16 protein-coding genes are annotated in these 16,224 nt (G+C 73.4%); 8 read left to right on the plus strand and 8 right to left on the minus strand.

The features are described 5' to 3' along the window. Nucleotides 1–140: 140 nt before the first annotated feature. Nucleotides 141–1,460: an SWIM zinc finger family protein gene (locus VA596_RS11060; RefSeq protein WP_323325895.1), complete on the minus strand. Its 1,320-nt coding sequence runs from the start codon at nucleotides 1,458–1,460 to the stop codon at nucleotides 141–143. 142 nt (nucleotides 1,461–1,602) lie between these two features. On the opposite strand from VA596_RS11060, the gene VA596_RS11065 reads away from it, so the two are divergent. The 3 genes from VA596_RS11065 to VA596_RS11075 are packed head-to-tail and all read left to right on the plus strand — an operon-like array spanning nucleotide 1,603 to nucleotide 4,466. Further along, the gene (locus VA596_RS11065) at nucleotides 1,603–2,493 is read left to right on the plus strand and encodes a LysR family transcriptional regulator (protein ID WP_323325897.1); all 891 of its coding nucleotides are present in this window, start codon (nucleotides 1,603–1,605) and stop codon (nucleotides 2,491–2,493) included. A gap of 45 nt (nucleotides 2,494–2,538) precedes the next feature. Further along, nucleotides 2,539–3,600 carry a tartrate dehydrogenase gene (locus VA596_RS11070; protein WP_323325899.1) on the plus strand — a complete coding sequence of 354 codons (1,062 nt, stop codon included), beginning with the start codon at nucleotides 2,539–2,541 and terminating at the stop codon, nucleotides 3,598–3,600. Beyond that, the gene (locus VA596_RS11075; protein ID WP_323325900.1) at nucleotides 3,597–4,466 is read left to right on the plus strand and encodes an alpha/beta hydrolase; all 870 of its coding nucleotides are present in this window, start codon (nucleotides 3,597–3,599) and stop codon (nucleotides 4,464–4,466) included. Before VA596_RS11070 ends, VA596_RS11075 begins: the two co-directional genes overlap by 4 nt. Nucleotides 4,467–4,475: 9 nt before the next feature. On the opposite strand, the gene VA596_RS11080 is transcribed toward VA596_RS11075, so the two are convergent. The 4 genes from VA596_RS11080 to VA596_RS11095 form a co-directional block, all read right to left on the minus strand. Beyond that, nucleotides 4,476–4,931 carry a hypothetical protein gene (locus VA596_RS11080; RefSeq protein WP_323325902.1) on the minus strand — a complete coding sequence of 152 codons (456 nt, stop codon included), beginning with the start codon at nucleotides 4,929–4,931 and terminating at the stop codon, nucleotides 4,476–4,478. Nucleotides 4,932–5,142: 211 nt separating this feature from the next. After that, the gene (locus tag VA596_RS11085) at nucleotides 5,143–5,430 is read right to left on the minus strand and encodes a hypothetical protein (RefSeq protein WP_323325904.1); all 288 of its coding nucleotides are present in this window, start codon (nucleotides 5,428–5,430) and stop codon (nucleotides 5,143–5,145) included. Next, nucleotides 5,430–7,496 carry an AMP-binding protein gene (locus VA596_RS11090; RefSeq protein WP_323325906.1) on the minus strand — a complete coding sequence of 689 codons (2,067 nt, stop codon included), beginning with the start codon at nucleotides 7,494–7,496 and terminating at the stop codon, nucleotides 5,430–5,432. The genes VA596_RS11085 and VA596_RS11090 overlap by 1 nt, the downstream gene beginning before the upstream one ends. Before the next feature lie 217 nt (nucleotides 7,497–7,713). Beyond that, entirely contained in the window at nucleotides 7,714–8,649 is a 936-nt protein-coding gene (locus VA596_RS11095; RefSeq protein ID WP_323325908.1) for a helix-turn-helix transcriptional regulator, read from the minus strand. Between the two features lie 85 nt (nucleotides 8,650–8,734). Between VA596_RS11095 and VA596_RS11100 the strand changes: the two genes are divergently transcribed. From VA596_RS11100 to VA596_RS11115, 4 genes are all read left to right on the plus strand, one after another. Continuing rightward, the gene (locus tag VA596_RS11100; protein WP_323325910.1) at nucleotides 8,735–9,127 is read left to right on the plus strand and encodes a VOC family protein; all 393 of its coding nucleotides are present in this window, start codon (nucleotides 8,735–8,737) and stop codon (nucleotides 9,125–9,127) included. Nucleotides 9,128–9,209: 82 nt separating this feature from the next. Continuing rightward, a complete protein-coding gene (locus VA596_RS11105; RefSeq protein ID WP_323325912.1) occupies nucleotides 9,210–9,959 on the plus strand; it encodes a 3-hydroxybutyrate dehydrogenase in 750 nt (249 codons plus the stop codon). Nucleotides 9,960–9,993: 34 nt separating this feature from the next. Beyond that, on the plus strand, nucleotides 9,994–11,322 hold the full coding sequence (locus tag VA596_RS11110) for an MFS transporter (protein WP_323325914.1): 1,329 nt from the start codon (nucleotides 9,994–9,996) through the stop codon (nucleotides 11,320–11,322). Between the two features lies 1 nt (nucleotide 11,323). Continuing rightward, nucleotides 11,324–13,189, plus strand: a complete 1,866-nt coding sequence (locus tag VA596_RS11115; RefSeq protein ID WP_323325917.1) for a helix-turn-helix domain-containing protein — start codon at nucleotides 11,324–11,326, stop codon at nucleotides 13,187–13,189. On the opposite strand, the gene VA596_RS11120 is transcribed toward VA596_RS11115, so the two are convergent. Further along, nucleotides 13,186–14,073 carry an NADP-dependent oxidoreductase gene (locus VA596_RS11120; protein ID WP_323325919.1) on the minus strand — a complete coding sequence of 296 codons (888 nt, stop codon included), beginning with the start codon at nucleotides 14,071–14,073 and terminating at the stop codon, nucleotides 13,186–13,188. The two genes, VA596_RS11115 and VA596_RS11120, sit on opposite strands and share 4 nt — an antisense overlap. A gap of 74 nt (nucleotides 14,074–14,147) precedes the next feature. On the opposite strand from VA596_RS11120, the gene VA596_RS11125 reads away from it, so the two are divergent. Continuing rightward, on the plus strand, nucleotides 14,148–14,687 hold the full coding sequence (locus tag VA596_RS11125; RefSeq protein ID WP_323325920.1) for a TetR/AcrR family transcriptional regulator: 540 nt from the start codon (nucleotides 14,148–14,150) through the stop codon (nucleotides 14,685–14,687). A gap of 11 nt (nucleotides 14,688–14,698) precedes the next feature. Here VA596_RS11125 and VA596_RS11130 read toward each other — a convergent pair whose 3' ends face one another. Both VA596_RS11130 and VA596_RS11135 read right to left on the minus strand, forming a co-directional pair. Then, the gene (locus tag VA596_RS11130) at nucleotides 14,699–15,181 is read right to left on the minus strand and encodes a DUF4234 domain-containing protein (protein WP_323325922.1); all 483 of its coding nucleotides are present in this window, start codon (nucleotides 15,179–15,181) and stop codon (nucleotides 14,699–14,701) included. 108 nt (nucleotides 15,182–15,289) lie between these two features. After that, nucleotides 15,290–16,210, minus strand: coding sequence for a LysR family transcriptional regulator (locus VA596_RS11135; RefSeq protein WP_323325924.1), 921 nt, complete (start codon nucleotides 16,208–16,210; stop codon nucleotides 15,290–15,292). Nucleotides 16,211–16,224 lie beyond the last annotated feature (14 nt).

Genomic DNA, 16,224 nt, shown 5'->3' on the forward strand with positions numbered 1-16,224 from the left:
CTGGCGGGACGACTCGCGTGCCTGGATGGACGACACGCGTACCTGGATGGACGACTCGCGTGATTGGGAGGTCGGCACGTGTGCTTGGGGAGTCGACACGCGTGATTGGGGGGTCGACACGGGTGGTTCGGGGTGGCGGGTCACAGGCGGACCGCCCGGTTCTCGTGCCAGCACGTCAAGGGCCGTAGGCCTGCTGGGCTCCACTCGGCGGCCACCGTCAGAGGGGCGCCGGCTGAGAGGGCCAGTAGCGACCACGGGAACGCGTACGGGACCAGGGGCAGCGCTGTGCCGTCCTTTTCGGACAGACACCAGCCGGTGCCGTGTTCGGCGGGGGTCACCTCCGAGAGCAGGACCGGCCAGCGTTCCAGCCACGGGTCCGCTGCCATCGCCCTCGCGTACGCCGCCAGCGCCTGCTCGATCGAGCCGCCCGCGGCCGTCGGGGCGGGGAGGGGAATGCCCCGCTCCGCCACGAGGGCCCGCAGGGGAGCGGCGCCCGGGTAGAACGCCAGTTCCGCCGTGAGCAGGTGCCCGGGCGGCAGCGACGCGTCGAGCGGACGGCCCGGTGGCGCGAACGAAAGCACCAGCGCGTCCCGCCCCGTGCGACGCCCGCGCAGCCACGTGCGCCGGGTCAGCAGCCGGTCGTTCTCCTCGTCGGCCGCGCCGGTGATCAGCCAGTCGTCCGCGACGCGCTCGCCGCTCTTGAGGACCCGGGCCGTCTCCACCGAGAACCCGAGCCGCGTCCGCACGGTCTCGGCCAGGCCGGGTGGCAGCTCATTCAGCCGGCCCGCCGCGTCCGCGAGCAGGAACAGCAGCGACAGCTCGGCCAGCAGGGCGTCCGGCCAGTCGCGGCGGCCGACGATCCCGGCCGCCCGCCGCAGTCCGCCCGCCAGGCCTGACGCCTGCGCGTCGACCATCCGGGCGGCGACCGTGCGCAGCTCCTCGGAGCCGCTGCGGTCGAAGCCCGCGAACCCCGCGCCGACCCGGTCGGTCAGCCACACCTTCAGCTCCGCGACGCCGCCTTCGACGCGCGCCGCGCGGCCCTCGGCGCGTTTGGCCGCGGCCTCTTCGTCCTTGGGGCCCGCGGCTTCCGCGCGCTTCTCCGCCTTCCGCGCCCGGTCCGCGCGCTCGGCGAGCCAGGTGTGCACCCACTCCGGCGGGTCCGCGGCGTCGATCCGGCCGGCCGCCCACATCAGCAGCAGGCCGAGCGCGTGCTTGCACGGGAACTTGCGGCTGGGGCAGGAACACCGGAACGCGGGCTCGGCCAGCTCGACGCACGTCTGGTACGGCTTCTTGCCGCTGCCTTGGCAAAAGCCCCAGATCGCCTCGTCCGAGACGCCCGCGCCGGACCACTTCGCCGGGGTCGCGAGCGCCCGGCCCGCCTTCTCCGAAGCGGGATCCGGCGCCAGCCCGGCCACGCGTTCCGCGGTCCACGGCACCGCCGTCACCACCTGTCCCCCCACTGGTTTCCTTTGCCGTCCGGTCGGTTCTCCCCGGGCGGTGGCCCGGGGTGGCTTACCCGGAGAAGCATGCCAGTACCCACCGACAATTTCCGTGAGCGCAGGTCAGCGCCGCGATCTATGCTGGGCCGCCCCGGAGGTGAGTGTGGACGCGAGGCAGCTCGAGTACTTCCTCGCCGTGGTCGACCACGGCGGGATGAGCCGGGCCGCCCAGGTGCTCTACATCGCGCAGCCGTCGCTCTCGCAGGCCGTGCGCGTCCTCGAGCGGGACCTCGGCACCAGCCTGTTCGACCGCGTCGGACGCCGCCTCGTGCTGACGCAGGCCGGGCACGCGCTCGTGGAGCCGGCTCGGCAGATCGTGCGCGGGCTCGCCGCCGCGCGGTCGGCCGTCGATTCGGTCGGCGGGCTCGAAGCGGGGCGGGTCGAGATCGCCGCCATGCCGTCGCAGGCGGTCGAGCCGCTCAGCGGCATGATCCGCCGGTTCACCGAGCGCCATCCCGGGCTGACGGTGGCCGTGCGCTCGGCCTTCACCCCGGACGAGGTCCTCGGCATGGTCCGCGGCGGGGTCACCGAGCTCGGCCTCGCCGCCGGTCCTGAGCCGATCGAGGCCGCCGGGCTGGACGTCGTCCCGTGCGGCCGGCAGCGGTTCGTGCTGGTCACCGGCCCGGACGCGCCGTTCCCGGACGGCGAGCCGGTGCCGCGCGAGCTGCTCGCCGGCCGGCGCCTGATCGTCGGCCAGCCGGGCACCGGCATGCGGCGGCTGGTCGACGACATCCGGGCGAGCGGCGTCGACGTCGTGCCGGTGGTGGAGACCGAGCACCGGGAGGCGATCCTGCCGCTAGTGCTGGGCGGGGTCGGGATGGCGGTGCTGGCCGACTCGTGGACGTCGCTGGCGGAGCGGGCCGGGGCGCGCGTGTTCGCCCTGGATCCGCCCGCCCACCTGCACGTCGCGCTGGTCGGCCGTCCATCGCTCACGCCGACGGCGGCGGCCTTCGTCGCCACGATCGATAGGCAGGGCCTATCAGCCGGGCCGTGATCCGGTCTTGGACGCCGCCCGCGGCCGCCTGCTGACATCGAGGGCATGACCTCCCACCGCATCGCCCTCGTCCCCGGTGACGGCATCGGCCGCGAAGTGACCCCGGCGGCCCGCGCCGTGCTCGACGCGGCCGGCACGCGGCACGGCGTGCGCTTCCGCTACGACGAGTTCGACTGGTCCTGCGAGCGCTACCTGGCCGAGGGCGCGATGATGCCCGCCGACGGCCTCGACCGCGTCCGCCACCACGACGCGCTCTTCCTCGGCGCCGTCGGCGCGCCCGGCGTCCCCGACCACGTTTCCCTGTGGGGCCTGCTCATCCCGCTGCGCCGCGGCTTCCGGCAGTACGTCAACCTCCGGCCGATCCGGGTGTTCGACGGCCTCGAAAGCCCGGTCCGCGGCGCCCGCGACGTCGACTTCGTCGTGGTGCGCGAGAACGTCGAGGGGGAGTACAGCGAGATCGGCGGCCGCCTCAACCGCGGCCTGCCCGGCGAGCTGGCCGTGCAGGAGGCCGTGTTCACCCGCCCCGGCGTCACGCGGGTCGTCGACTTCGCGCTCGATCTCGCCGCGCGCCGCCGCGGGAAGCTGACGTCCGCGACGAAGTCCAACGGCATCGTGCACACCATGCCGTTCTGGGACGAGATCGTCGCCGAACGCGCCGCGGCGAAGCCCGAGGTCGACGTCGAGTCCGAGCACATCGACGCCCTCGCCGCGAAGTTCGTGCTCGACCCGGGACGCTACGACGTCGTCGTCGCGTCCAACCTCTTCGGGGACATCCTCAGCGACCTCGCGGCCGCCGTCGCGGGCGGGATCGGCCTCGCCCCGGCCGCGAACCTCAACCCCGAGCGCGAGTTCCCGTCGATGTTCGAGCCGGTGCACGGCTCCGCGCCGGACATCGCCGGGCGCGGGATCGCGAACCCGATCGGCGCGATCTGGACCGCCGCGCTGCTGCTGGACCACCTCGGCCACGCCGAAGCCGCCGCCGGTGTCGAAGGTGCGCTCGCCGCGGTGCTGGCGAAGACTCGGCTGCGCACGCCCGACCTGGGTGGCACCGCGACGACGGTGGGCTTCACCCGTGCGGTGCTCGACGAGCTGGGAGGAGCCCGATGAGCGTCCCGCTGCCGTTCCGGTACCGCACGGTCGAGGCCGGTGTGCCGATCCGCTGCGCCGTCGGCGGCGAGGGCCCGCCCGTGCTGCTCCTGCACGGCTATCCGCAGACGCACGTGATCTGGCACGCCGTCGCGCCGCTGCTCGCGGAGCGCTTCACGGTCGTGGCGGCCGACCTGCGGGGCTACGGCGACAGCGGCAAACCCGCGCCCACCAACGGGGACACGGAGTACGCGAAGCGCACCATGGCCGCGGACCAGGTCGACGTGATGGCCGAACTCGGTTTCGACCGCTTCGCCGTCGCCGGGCACGACCGCGGCGGCCGGGTCGCGCACCGGATGGCGCTCGACCGGCCGGACGCCGTGCGCGCGCTGGCCGTGCTCGACATCGTGCCGACCCGACACGCCTTCGCCTGCGCCGACCGCGATTTCGCGACCGGCTACTGGCACTGGTTCTTCCTCACCGCGGGCCACGGCATCCCCGAGCGGATGATCGGCGCCGATCCCGAGTTCTGGATCCGCGCCCGGATGACGTCCCGGCACGCGGGCGGCACGCCGTTCGACCCGGCCGCGATGGCCGAGTACGTGCGGTGCTTCGACGAAGCGTCCATCGCCGCGTCCTGCGCCGACTACCGGGCCGCCGCGACGATCGACCTCGAGCACGATGAGGCCGACGCGGGCCGCCTCCTCGAAGTCCCCGTCCGGGCGCTCTGGGGCGAACGCAGCTTCGTCGGCCGGAACTACGACGTCCTCGACGTCTGGCGCGGGTACGCCGCCGACGTCACCGGCCGGGCCCTGCCGTCCGACCACTACCTGCCCGAGGAGGCGCCGGCCGAGGTCGCGGCGGAGCTGACCCGGTTCTTCGGTTGACGACGCGGCCTATTCCAGCACGAGCTGGACGAAGCTGCGCGACCGCGGCCTGATCGCCGAGGTCGCGGCCGACTGCGCGCACGCCAAGGCGAAGAAGACGTTCACGGCCACCGAAGCCGGCCGGGAAGCGTGCGCGGCAGCCGCGGAGGCGGCCATCGCGGAGCTGCGCCCGGTGCACCCGCCGGTGCTGGCCGGGCTCGCGAACAGCCCGCTCCTCCCGCCCGGGCGGCTCGCCGCGGCGCTGGCCGAGCGCGCCGAAGCCGTCGGCGCACGGCTGGCCGAGGTGCGCCGGGCGGCCGCCGCCCAGCCGTCCGCGCCGCCGAATGGGCGCTGCTGGACGTGCCCGTGCAGCTGGTCATCGCGATCGACGGCCGGGGGAACCCGGACACCGCCGAGAGCTGCCAACGCACCGTCGAAGCGCTTCTGGAAGAGTTGTGGTGGGCGGAGGACATGGCCGATGCTCATCGCCTGGCCGGACCGGGTCGACGAGGCCCGGGAAGCCTTGCGCCGCAAGAAGAAGTTCGATGAGGGCCACTGCGCGCAGGCTTTGCACGTCGGTTCGTACGACGACGAGGGCCCGCTGCCGGCCCGGCTGCACGAAGAATTCCTTGCCGCGCAAGGCTTGAAGCCGACCGGACGGAACCCGCGAAGCTCAAGACCGTGCTGCGGCAGCCGGTCAGTCGAGGTCGGTGAGGCCGCGCTCCCAGCGTTCCCGGCGCTGCGCGGACGTTTGCTCCCACCACGGCTCGCCGCGTTCGCCGAGCGCCACCTTCGCCAGCTGGACGCGCTCGCGCGCCCGGGCACGAGCGTCGTCGTCGTCGCCCGCCGCCCCGACCGCGCGCCGTGCGGCCATCAGGTGCTTCTGCAGCCGATCCCGGACGTCGTCCGGGATTTCGGGGTCGGTCGCGCGCCAGCGGCGGCCGTTGACCACGATGAAGCGGCCGTCAGGGGTGTGTTCCGGCATCAGTAGTCGGTCGTGACGGGCCAGGTGTCGTCGTGCAGCAGGCGCTTGAGGATCTTGCCCGTCGCGTTGCGCGGCAGATCCGGCACGAAGTAGACGTCACGCGGCACGGCGAAGCGGGCAAGGCGCTGGTGGATGTAGGCGCGGATGTCCTCCGCGTGCAGCGAGGCGCCGCGCCGCGGGACGACGTAGGCCGCCAGGCGCTGGCCCCACTCCGCGTCGGCCACGCCGACCACCGCCGCGTCGTGCACGCCGGGCAGCGCCACCAGGGCTTCCTCGACCGGGCGAGGGAAGACGTTCTCGCCGCCGGAGACGATCATCTCGTCGGCCCGGCCGGTGACGAACAGCCGGCCCGCCGCGTCGAGGTAGCCGACGTCGCCGGTGGCCATCAGGTCCGCCGCGCGCGCCGGGTCGATGCCGGAGGTGTAGCCGTCGAACAGCATGTCGTTGCCGACGAAGATCTGGCCCTCGCCGCCGGGCGGCACCGGCTTGCGGTCCTCGTCGAGGATCGCGACGTTCGTGCCGAGCGGGCACCGGCCCGCGGTGGTCGGCGCGGCGCGCAGGTCGGCGGGGTCGGCGATGCTCGCCCAGGACACCTCGGTCGAGCCGTAGAAGTTGTAGAGGACGTCGCCGAAGGTGTCCATGAACGACGTCACGAACGTCCCGGACATCGCCGAGCCGCTGCTCGCGACGATCCGCAGGGACGACAGGTCGTAGCGCGCGCGGACCCGCTCGGGCAGGTCCATGATCCGCTGCAGCATGATCGGGACGACGAACAGCGCGTCGCACTGCTGCTCGGCGATCGTCCTCAGGGTCTCTTCGGCGTCGAACTTGCGGACCAGCGCCAGCGACGAGCGCAGCGCCATGCCGATCTGCATCGCGGCCAGGCCCCAACTGTGGAACAGCGGTGCCGCCACGAGGATCCGGTCGCCGGCCTTCAGCGGGATGCGGTCGAGGATCGACGCGGCTGCGCCCATGCCCTTCGGGGTCGGGCGGCGCGCGCCCTTCGGCGTCCCGCTGGTGCCGGAGGTGAGCACGACCAGCCGGCCCGGCCGCTCGGCCGGCTTGGGCCGGTCGGCGGGGGCGGACTGGATCAGCTCGTCGACGGTCGGGTAGCCGGTCTCGGCGTCCGGCCAGGTGCTGATGCGCGCGAAGTCGCCGGGGACGTTCGCAATGGTCTGGGCAAATTCGTCGTCGGCCAGCACGGCGGCCGGCCGGTGCTCGGCCAGCACGTCCTTGACCGACGACGCGGAGAGGCCGGTGTTGAGCAGGATGACGTCGGCGCCGAGCTTGCTGGCCGCGACGAACGACTCGACCATCGCGGAGTGGTTGCGGCACATCAGCGCGATCCGGTCGCGCTCGTTGACGCCGAGCTCGCTGAGCGCGTTGGTGAGCCGGTCGCTGCGCTCCTGGACCTGGGCGAAGGTGCGGACGTTGCGCTCGTCGTGCAGCGCGACCTCGTCGGCGGCGCGGGCCGCGGCGGCCTGGTAGCCGCCGGCGATGGTGGCGCCCCACTGCGAGATGGAGTTGAGCTGACGCGCCAGCTTGTCCGGGCGGCCCGGGCTGAGCACCCCGGCGCGCACCAGGATGCTCGTGGTGCGCAGCTTGGTGGCCTTGACGCCGTCGGGACCGGCGTCCGGGTCGGCCTGGCCCGACAGGTGCAGGTCGAGGCGCCGCGCGACGGCGCGGATGTCCTTCTTGATCGACGACACCAGCTCCATGTGCGCCGGCTGCAGCATCATCCGCACGAAGAGCTCGGTCCTCCCGCCGGCCAGCGGTCTCAGCTCGAGGGAGACCCAGGTGCCGTCGTCGGGGACGCCGCACCACACGACGTGCTCGCCCGGCCGGTAGACGACGGCCTGAACCTGCGTCTCCAGCATCGGGCGGCGTTCGGGGACGATCCGGATCAGGCCCCGGGGGCCGCGCCCGCGCGAGGCCGGCTCCTGCACCTCGCTCCAGCTGATCTCGGGCACGAAGCGGGGATACCACTCCGGCGATCCGACGATCTGCCACACCACGTCCGGCGGATGCCCGACCACGGCACTCGCCTCGACCACATCGTCACGCATCGTCTGCCCTCACCGAAGTGTCACCGAACACACGTTCAGGTCACGGAGGCGTTACGGTAGCAGCAAACGGGTGATCGCGGGTACTCCGAACGGCATGATACCGGAGAGTAACGGACACTCTTGGTGGGTCTCCGTACTGTCCACAGTGTACCGATTAACGGTGTTTACCGAGTATGGCGCGGAAAAGCGCACGCTCAGTGGGTGTCCTAAAAGATCTTCACCCGTACTGATTCACCAGCTCGGAACCGAGGCGAGCGAGTTCCGCGCGGACCGATTCCGGGCCCTCGACGTCCACTAAGGAGCCCCAGCCCGCCAGCTCCTGTGCGATCATGATCGGCGCGGGCGCCGCGACGCGGACCCGGACGCGGTCCCCGGGCAGCTCGCCGACCAGCTCGCAGTGCCGGCCGAACCGGTCGCGCAGCACCCGGAGGTACCGCCGGTCCAGCACGACGTCCGCGGAGAGCGGGGAACGGCGCCGTTCGACCTCTTCGACGACTTCTTCCCACACCTTGGCCAGTTCCAGGTCCGACGGCCGGTCCGCGACGGCGTCCGTCGGCTCCGCCGCGACGACCCGGTCGACGCGGAACGTGCGGCGCCCCTTGTCCGTGCCGGCCACGAGGTACCAGACGTCGTCCTTGTCGACCAGGCCCCACGGGTCGACGAGCCGCTCCGACGTCTCGCGTCCCGCGTAGGTCAAGCGGACCTGGCGGCGCGCGATGACGGCGTCCCGCAGCGCCTCGACCATCGGCGGCCGGTCCTTCGGGCGCTCGCCCCAGCCGGCCTGGTCGACGAACACCGCGTCCGCGGCGGCCTCGGCGTCCGCGCGGAACGTGCCGGGCAGCGCGCCCATCAGCTTGCGCAGCGCGGACTTCACCTCCGGCGCGATCGCCGCCGCCGGGCCGGCCAGCAGGAACAGCGCCTGCGCCTCGCGGGAGGTCAGGCCGGACAGGTCGGTGCGCGCGCCGCCGACGAGCTGCCACCCGCCGCCCCGGCCGGGCTGCGGGTAGACGGGCACCCCGGCCGCCGACAGCGCTTCGAGGTCACGGCGGGCGGTCGCAACGGAGATCTCGAGCTCTTCGGCCAGCTCGCCCGCGGTGACGCGGCCGCGGGTCTGCATCAACAGGAGGGTGGCCACGAGGCGGTCGGCGCGCATGGGACCAGTCTCGCAAACAAAGTGCTCACTGGATGCGCACTTTCACCCCGCATGCTGGGTCCAGACCGAGAGAGCAGGAGCAGACATGCTGCGAGGAATGGCCACCGTCTCGTACTTCGCCGACGACCACGCGGCCGCGCAGGCCTGGTACACGGAGTTCCTGGGCGTCGAGCCGTACTTCCACCGCCCCGGGTACGCCGAGTTCCGCCTCGGCGACTACCAGCACGAGTTGGGCCTCATCGACCGCAGGTACGCACCGGCGGGCGCCGGGGAGCCGGGCGGCGAGATCCTCTACTGGCACGTCGACGACCTGGAGGCGACGGTCGCCCGGCTGCACGAGCTGGGCGCGAAGGAGTACGAGCCGATCACCGAGCGCGGCCCGGGCTTCGTGACGGCGTCGGTCGTCGACCCGTTCGGCAACGTCCTGGGCGTCATGACCAACGTGCACTACCTGTCGGTCCTGAAGGACCGCTCATAGCGGCGGCGACCACTGGATCTTGCCGGGTTGTGGGTTTCGCGCACATGGCTCGCGACCGGCGTCACGCTTACCGTTCCCGTCCATGACCAGCGATCTGGACGGGCGCACCGCCCTCGTCACCGGCGGGGCCGGCGGTATCGGCCTGGCCTGCGTCCGCGCCTTGGCGGCGGCCGGGGCCAAGGTGCACGTCGCCGACCTCGACGGGGAGAAGGCCGAGGCCGCGGCCGGGGAGGTCGGGGGGTGGGCGCACGCCGCCGACCTCACCGACCCGGCCGCCGTCGACGGCCTGCCCGCCGAGGTCGACATCCTGGTCAACAACGCCGGGATCCAGCACGTCGCGCCGCTCGAGGACTTCCCGCCCGAGCGGTTCACGCGCATCCAGGCGCTGATGGTCACCGCGCCCTTCCTCCTCATCCGCCGCACCCTGCCGAGCATGTACGCGCGGGGGTGGGGGCGGATCGTCAACATGTCGAGCGTCCACGGGCTGCGGGCCTCGCCCTACAAAGCCGCCTACGTTGCCGCGAAGCACGGCCTCGAGGGGCTCTCCAAGGTCGCCGCGCTGGAAGGGGCGGAACACGGCGTCACCAGCAACTGCGTCAGCCCCGGGTACGTGCGCACGCCGCTCGTCGACGGGCAGATCGACGCGCAGGCCGCCGAGCACGACATCCCGCGTGAGGACGTCGTCGCCGAGGTGCTCCTCCGGCGCGCCGCCATCAAGAAGCTCATCGAACCCGGGGACGTCGCTTCCCTGGTGACGTGGCTGTGCTCGCCGCACGCCGGCCACGTCACCGGGGCCTCCATCCCGCTCGACGGCGGCTGGACCGCCGCTTAACCGCCCGAAAAACCACGACGAAGTGGAGCCCGCAGTGAGCCAACCCCAGCGGTCGGCGATCGCCAAGATCGTCGGCGCGAGCCTGATCGGCACCACCATCGAGTGGTACGACTTCTTCCTCTACACCTCCGCCGCCGCGCTGGTGTTCAACAAGCTGTTCTTCCCGACGGCGAACCCGCTCACCGGCACGCTTCTCGCGTTCCTCACCTACGCCGTCGGGTTCCTCGCCCGCCCGATCGGCGGGCTGGTCTTCGGCCACTACGGCGACCGGCTCGGCCGCAAGAAGCTCCTGATCTTCAGCCTGGTCCTGATGGGCGGCTCGACGTGCCTGATGGGCGTCCTGCCGACGTACGCGACCGCGGGCGTCGCCGCGCCGATCCTGCTGACGCTGCTTCGCCTGGTCCAGGGCTTCGCGCTCGGCGGCGAGTGGGGCGGCGCGGTGCTGATCGTCTCCGAGCACGGGGACGCGAAGCGGCGCGGGTTCTGGGCGTCGTGGCCGCAGTGCGGCGCGCCCGGCGGCAACCTGCTCGCCACCGGCGTGCTGGCGATCCTGTCGGCGACGCAGTCCGACGCGACGTTCCTGGCCTGGGGCTGGCGGGTCCCGTTCCTGCTCTCCGGGGTGCTGCTGGTGATCGGCCTGTGGATCCGGCTGGCCGTCTCGGAGTCGCCGGTGTTCCTGGCCGCCCAGCGCCGCGCCGACGACCGCGTCGAGAAGCACGTCCCCGTCGTCGAGGTCTTCCGCGACAGCTGGCGCCAGGTGCTGGTCACGATCGGCGCGCGGATGGCCGAGAACGTCTCGTACTACGTGCTGACGGCGTTCATCCTGGTGTACGTCACGACCGGGCTGCACCTGGCGAAGGGCCTCGGCCTGAGCGCGGTCCTGATCGGCTCGGCCGTCCACTTCGTGACGATTCCCTTGTGGGGCGCGCTTTCGGACCGCGTCGGCCGCCGTCCGGTGTACCTGTTCGGCGCGATCGGCATGGCGTTGTGGGGCTTCGCGTTCTTCGCGCTGCTGGACACGAAGTCGTCCGCGGTGATCGTGCTGGCGACGACCGTCGGGCTGGTGCTGCACGGCGCGATGTACGGGCCGCAGGCCGCGTTCTTCGCCGAGCAGTTCCCGACCCGCGTCCGCTACACCGGCCTCTCCGTCGGCGGCCAGCTGTCGTCGATCGCGGCCGGGGCCGTCGCGCCGCTGATCGCCGTGGCGCTGTTCCAGAGCTGGGGCAGCACCATCCCGGTGTCGCTGTACGTCGCGGCGATGTGCGTGATCACGGTCGTCGCACTGCTGTCCGCCCGCGAGACCCGCGGCGAATCGCTGCACGACGAGGACGTTCAGCCGGAAACGGCGGCCGTTTCGCCCTAGCATGACCGCCGTGACCGCTCCCTCGGACGCGCTGCGCCGGCTGCTCGACCTGCTCGCCTCCGGGGCGAGCACCGAGCAGCTGGCGCACGTCGTCGTGGCGGCCCGCGCCGAGGGCGCCCTCGGCGCGGCCGACCTGACCGCGCTGGCGAACGCGGGTGAGCTGGCCCTGCGGATCCGCGAGACGCTCGCCGAGCACCGGCGCCGCGAGGCCCAGCTGGTCGCGTTGTTCGACACCGCGAGCGAGCTGGCCGCGCTGTCCGAACCGGACACCGTGCTGCGCTCGATCGTCCGCCGCGCGCGGGCGCTGCTCGGCGTCGACGTCTCGTACCTGAGCCTCAACAACGAGGCCGAGGGAAAGACCTACGTCCGGGTCAGCGACGGCTCGGTCTCGGCGGAGTTCCAGCAGATCGTGCTCGGCATGGGGGAGGGGCTCGGCGGGCTGGTCGCGCAGACCGCGCGGCCCTACGCGACGTCTGACTACTTCAACGACGACCGCTTCCGGCACACGCGCCACATCGACTCCGGCGTCGAGGACGAAGGCCTGACCGCGATCCTCGGCGTGCCGCTGGCGATCGGCTCGAAGGTGCTCGGCGTGCTTTTCGCCTCCGACCGCGGCACCCGCGAGTTCTCCGCGGACGAGGTCGCGCTGCTCTCGTCGCTGGCCGACCACGCGGCGATCGCCCTGGACAGCGCGAACCTGCTCGACCAGACGCGCCGGGCCGTCGCCGAGCTGAACGAGGCCAACGCGACGATCCGCGCGCACAACGAGGCGATGGAACGCGCCGAGGACGCGCACGACCGCCTCACCGACCTGGTGCTGCGCGGCGGTGACCTGCCGGACGTCGCGGCGGCCGTCGCCGGGGTGCTGCACGGCGCGCTCACGGTGTTCGACACCGAAGGCGCCGTCCTGGCGCACTCGGCGGAACCGGCGTGCCACGACCCGGCCGCCCTCGCCGCGGCCCGGGCGACGGGCCGAGCGGTGTCCACAAAGGACACCTGGGTCTGCTCGGTACAGGCCGGCCCCGAACTGCTCGGCAGCCTCGTGCTCACCGGACGTGCCGACCTCGCCGACCCCGACCGGCGGCTGTTCGAACGTGCCGGCGTCGTGACGGCGTTGCTGCTCATGCTGCGGCGGTCGGTGGTGCGGGCCGAGGACGAGGTCCGCGGCGAGCTGCTGACCGACCTGCTCACCGCGCCCGGCCGCAACCCGCGGGCGCTGCTGGCCCGCGGCCGCCGCCTCGGCATCGACCTCGCCGCGCCGCACGCGGTGCTGGTCGTGCACACCGGCGACGTCTCCCGGCGGCGTCTCGCGAGCGCCGCGGCCCGGCACGCGACGCTGGTCGGGGTGCACGCCGAGGAGGTCGTCCTGCTGGGCACCGGCGACCCGGGCGAGCTCGCCCACCGCGTCGCCGCCGACCTCGGCGCGGTGACCGGACGCCCGGTGACCGTCGGCGCGGCCGGGCCCGCGGGCGGTCCGGAGGCCCTGGCCGCGGCCCACGCCGAAGCGGCGCGGTGCGTCCGGGCGCTGCTCGCGCTCGGCCGGACCGGCGAGGGCGCGGACATGGCGGGCCTCGGTTTCCTCGGCCAGCTGCTCGGTGACCAGGCCGACCTCGGCGCGTTCGTCCGCGCGACGCTCGGGCCGGTCCTCGACTACGACGAGCGCCGCGGCACCGACCTGGTCGCGACCCTGCGGGCGTACTTCGCCAGCGGCTCGCAGCTGGCGCGGACGAAGGACGTGCTGCACGTCCACGTCAACACCGTCGTGCAGCGGCTGGAGCGGATCGCGTCGCTGCTGGGGGAGGACTGGCAGGCGCCGGACCGGGCCCTGGAGATCCAGCTGGCGCTGCGGCTGCACCGCCTCGGTTAAGACACGCGCAGCACGATCTTGCCCCGACGCGGCCCGGTGACCGCGTGCGCCGCGGCGGCCTCCGCCAGCGGGAAGACCCGCTGCACGGGCACGGCGAAGCGGCCTTCTTCGAAGAGCTTGGCGGCGTGGGCGAGACCGTGCCGCCCGTCCGGCTGCCCGCCGAGCGCGCCGACGGACACCCGGACCCCGTGTTCCGGGCCGCTGAAGTCGGCCAGGGTGACCACTGTGGACGGTGATCCGGTCAGCGCGACCAGATCCGGCAGCGACCCCTTCCCGGCGACGTCGAGCGCGGCGTCGACCGTTTCGGGAACGCGTTCACGCAGGCCAGGGCCGTAGGCGACGGGGATCGCGCCCAGCCCGGCGAGGAATTCCCGGTTCTCCGGGGCGCCGGTGCCGAGCACCCGCGCGCCGCGGGCCAGGGCCAGGCCGACCGCGAGACTGCCGACCCCGCCGGACGCGCCGTCGATCAGCAGCGTCGAGCCCGCGCCGACGTCCAGGAGGTCGAGCGCGCGAGTCGCCGTCTCGACGCCCGACGCGGCGCCGCCGGCCTGCTCCCAGGGCATCGACGGCGGTTTCGGCGCCCAGAACGCCAGGACGGCGAACTCGGCGCTCGCCCCGCCGAGGCGGGCGACGTCGACCGCGCCGAAGACCTCGTCACCGATCCCGGGACCTTCGTCGACGACGCCCGCCGCGTCCACCCCGGGGATGTGCGGCAGGGTGACGGGCGAGCGCGACCTCCCGGCGCGGATCGCCAGGTCGACCGGCGAGACCCCGGCCGCCCGCACGCGGATCCGGACCTCGCCCGGGCCGGCGTGCGGCTCCGGCAGGTCGCCGACGGACAGGACCTCGGGCGGGCCGAACCGCTCGAACCGGGCTGCGAACACGCTCACTCCTCGTCTCGGGACTTCTGCGCCTACGGTAGGAGTGAGCACCGGTCCCGAGCGGGGAAGTGAGAGCCGTGCGTGACGAAGTGACGCAGAAGCGCCGGGCGGACGCCGAGCACAACCGCCGTCACCTGGTGGCGGTGGCGCACGCCGCGTTCGCCCAGGACGGCCCGGACCTGCCGGTGCGCGAGATCGCGCGGCGCGCGGGCCTGGCCCCGGCGACCGTCCACCGCCACTTCCCCTCCCGCGACGACCTCCTCGCCGCCGTGCTCGCCGGCCAGGTCGAGCGGTGCGAACGGCAGCTGCGGGCCGCGCTCGCGGACCCGGACAGCCGCCGCGCGCTGACCAGGACGTTCCACCGCTTCGGCGAATGGCAGGTCCAGGAGCGCGGCCTGATCGACGCGCTGGGTGGAGCGGCTTTCGCCGACCGGCGCCGGGAGCACGCGGAGGCGTTCGGGCGGCTGGTCGAGCGGGCCCGGGCCGACGGCGTGCTGCGGCCCCGGGTGACGGTCGACGACGCCCGCGTCGCGCTGACGGCGATCACCTCGGCGCGGGCCCTGCCGGCGGTCCGGCAGCTGACCGGGGTGCTGCTGACGGGCCTGCTGAGCGGCTAGTGCGCCCGGTTTCAGTTGTACAGCGGGATCTGGCTGCCCGGCGGAACCCGGTGCGCGTCGGTGATCTTGTTCAGCTCGAGCTGGTAGTACAGCGTGCCGAGCCCGAACACGAGCATCAGGAAGCAGCCGAGGCCGGCCGAGCAGGTGGGCCGCAGCCCCGCCGCGTGCTGGGCCGTGCGGATCCGGTTCCCGGCGTTGTAGTAGCTGACCAACGGCGCGATGAACGTCCAGCTGAGGAACAGCAGGACGAGCAGCGGCCCGGCGACCGGCACGGCCCGGCGGCGGTCGAACTCCGCCATCTCCTTGTGGATCTTGTAGTACCACACGAGGTGGTAGATGCCGAGCGTGATCATCGGCCACACCAGCCAGACCAGCACGGCGTTCCGGTTCTTCATCGCCAGCCCGGTGGCCACGGGGACCCGCTGGACGCCGGCCGGGTACTGGGGGTTCGGGACGATGGCGCCGACGGAGTTCGTCGATACGGGTTCGGACATGGTGATTCCTCGCAGGGTGGCGGCACGGGACGGGCGCATCGGGCGCCGGACGTGATCACGTCCGGCGATGCACTACCTGGTCGCGGCCGGGCGCCGAGGTGTTACGGATCAGGGGATGCGCAGCCGGTGCCGGACTTCGGCGGTGAGGTCGGCCGCGGCGTCGCGCAGGGCCTCGGCGAAAGCCCGACGCGGACCGGGCTCGCCGCCCGGACGGGACGCGACGGCCGTCGTGCGGACCGCCGCCGGGTGGTCGATGCGGGTGATCACGATCCCCGGCGGGAGCGCCGGCACGGCCAGCCCGGGCACGACCGTGACGCCGAGCCCGGCCGCCACCAGGCCGAGCTTCGCGACCCAATCCCGGGCCACGAAAGCGATTTCGGGCTGCCACGACGGGTCCGCCCACGCGCCGAGCAGCGTCGTGCCCGGCTCGGTGCTGCCCGTGATCCACGGCTGGTCGCGCAGCATCTCGCCGGTCACGCTCGAGTGCCGCGCGAGCGGGTGGCCCGGCGCCATAGCCACGAACAGCGGGTCCTCCAGGATCGTGACCAGCTCGACCTCGGCGATCGGCTTTCCCCCAGGGGTGACGACGGCGAGGTCGAGCCGTCCCCGGGCGAGGGCCTTCAGCAACCCCGGGCTCAGGCCTTCGCGCAGCGGCACGCGCGTGCGCGGCTCGCGGTCGGCGAACGCGGCGATCGCGCGCGGCACCAAGGCCGCCATCGCGGTGGAGAACGCGCCGACGCGCAGCCGGGCGGGCGGCCGCTCGCCCAGGTCCTGGAGCGCCTGACGGGTCGCCTGCAGCTCGCCGAGCACCGCCTCCGCGTGCCGGACGACGACCAGTCCCGCCTCGGTGGGCTGGACCCCGCGCGCCAGGCGGTCGAACAGCGGCCGTCCCGCCGCCTGTTCCATCAGCGCGATCTGGCGCGAGATCGCCGACTGCGTGTACCCGAGCCGGTCCGCCGCCACCGAAAACGAGCCGTGCCGGGCCGCTTCGCGCACGACCCGCAGGCCGGCGACGGTGAACTCACTCATGCGTACTACAGATA

This window comes from Amycolatopsis heterodermiae, from assembly GCF_034929455.1.
GTDB lineage: Bacteria > Actinomycetota > Actinomycetes > Mycobacteriales > Pseudonocardiaceae > Amycolatopsis > Amycolatopsis heterodermiae.

Excerpts from the sequence above, each read along its gene's own strand:
- VA596_RS11085 (WP_323325904.1), bottom strand. The coding sequence starts at position 5,430 with ATGCCGGAACACACCCCTGACGGCCGCTTCATCGTGGTCAACGGCCGC.
- VA596_RS11080 (WP_323325902.1), bottom strand. The coding sequence starts at position 4,931 with ATGAGCATCGGCCATGTCCTCCGCCCACCACAACTCTTCCAGAAGCGC.
- VA596_RS11105 (WP_323325912.1), top strand. The coding sequence starts at position 9,210 with ATGACCAGCGATCTGGACGGGCGCACCGCCCTCGTCACCGGCGGGGCC.
- VA596_RS11130 (WP_323325922.1), bottom strand. The coding sequence starts at position 15,181 with ATGTCCGAACCCGTATCGACGAACTCCGTCGGCGCCATCGTCCCGAAC.
- VA596_RS11090 (WP_323325906.1), bottom strand. The coding sequence starts at position 7,496 with ATGCGTGACGATGTGGTCGAGGCGAGTGCCGTGGTCGGGCATCCGCCG.
- VA596_RS11135 (WP_323325924.1), bottom strand. The coding sequence starts at position 16,210 with ATGAGTGAGTTCACCGTCGCCGGCCTGCGGGTCGTGCGCGAAGCGGCC.
- VA596_RS11115 (WP_323325917.1), top strand. The coding sequence starts at position 11,324 with ATGACCGCCGTGACCGCTCCCTCGGACGCGCTGCGCCGGCTGCTCGAC.
- VA596_RS11070 (WP_323325899.1), top strand. The coding sequence starts at position 2,539 with ATGACCTCCCACCGCATCGCCCTCGTCCCCGGTGACGGCATCGGCCGC.
- VA596_RS11095 (WP_323325908.1), bottom strand. The coding sequence starts at position 8,649 with ATGCGCGCCGACCGCCTCGTGGCCACCCTCCTGTTGATGCAGACCCGC.
- VA596_RS11075 (WP_323325900.1), top strand. The coding sequence starts at position 3,597 with ATGAGCGTCCCGCTGCCGTTCCGGTACCGCACGGTCGAGGCCGGTGTG.
- VA596_RS11100 (WP_323325910.1), top strand. The coding sequence starts at position 8,735 with ATGCTGCGAGGAATGGCCACCGTCTCGTACTTCGCCGACGACCACGCG.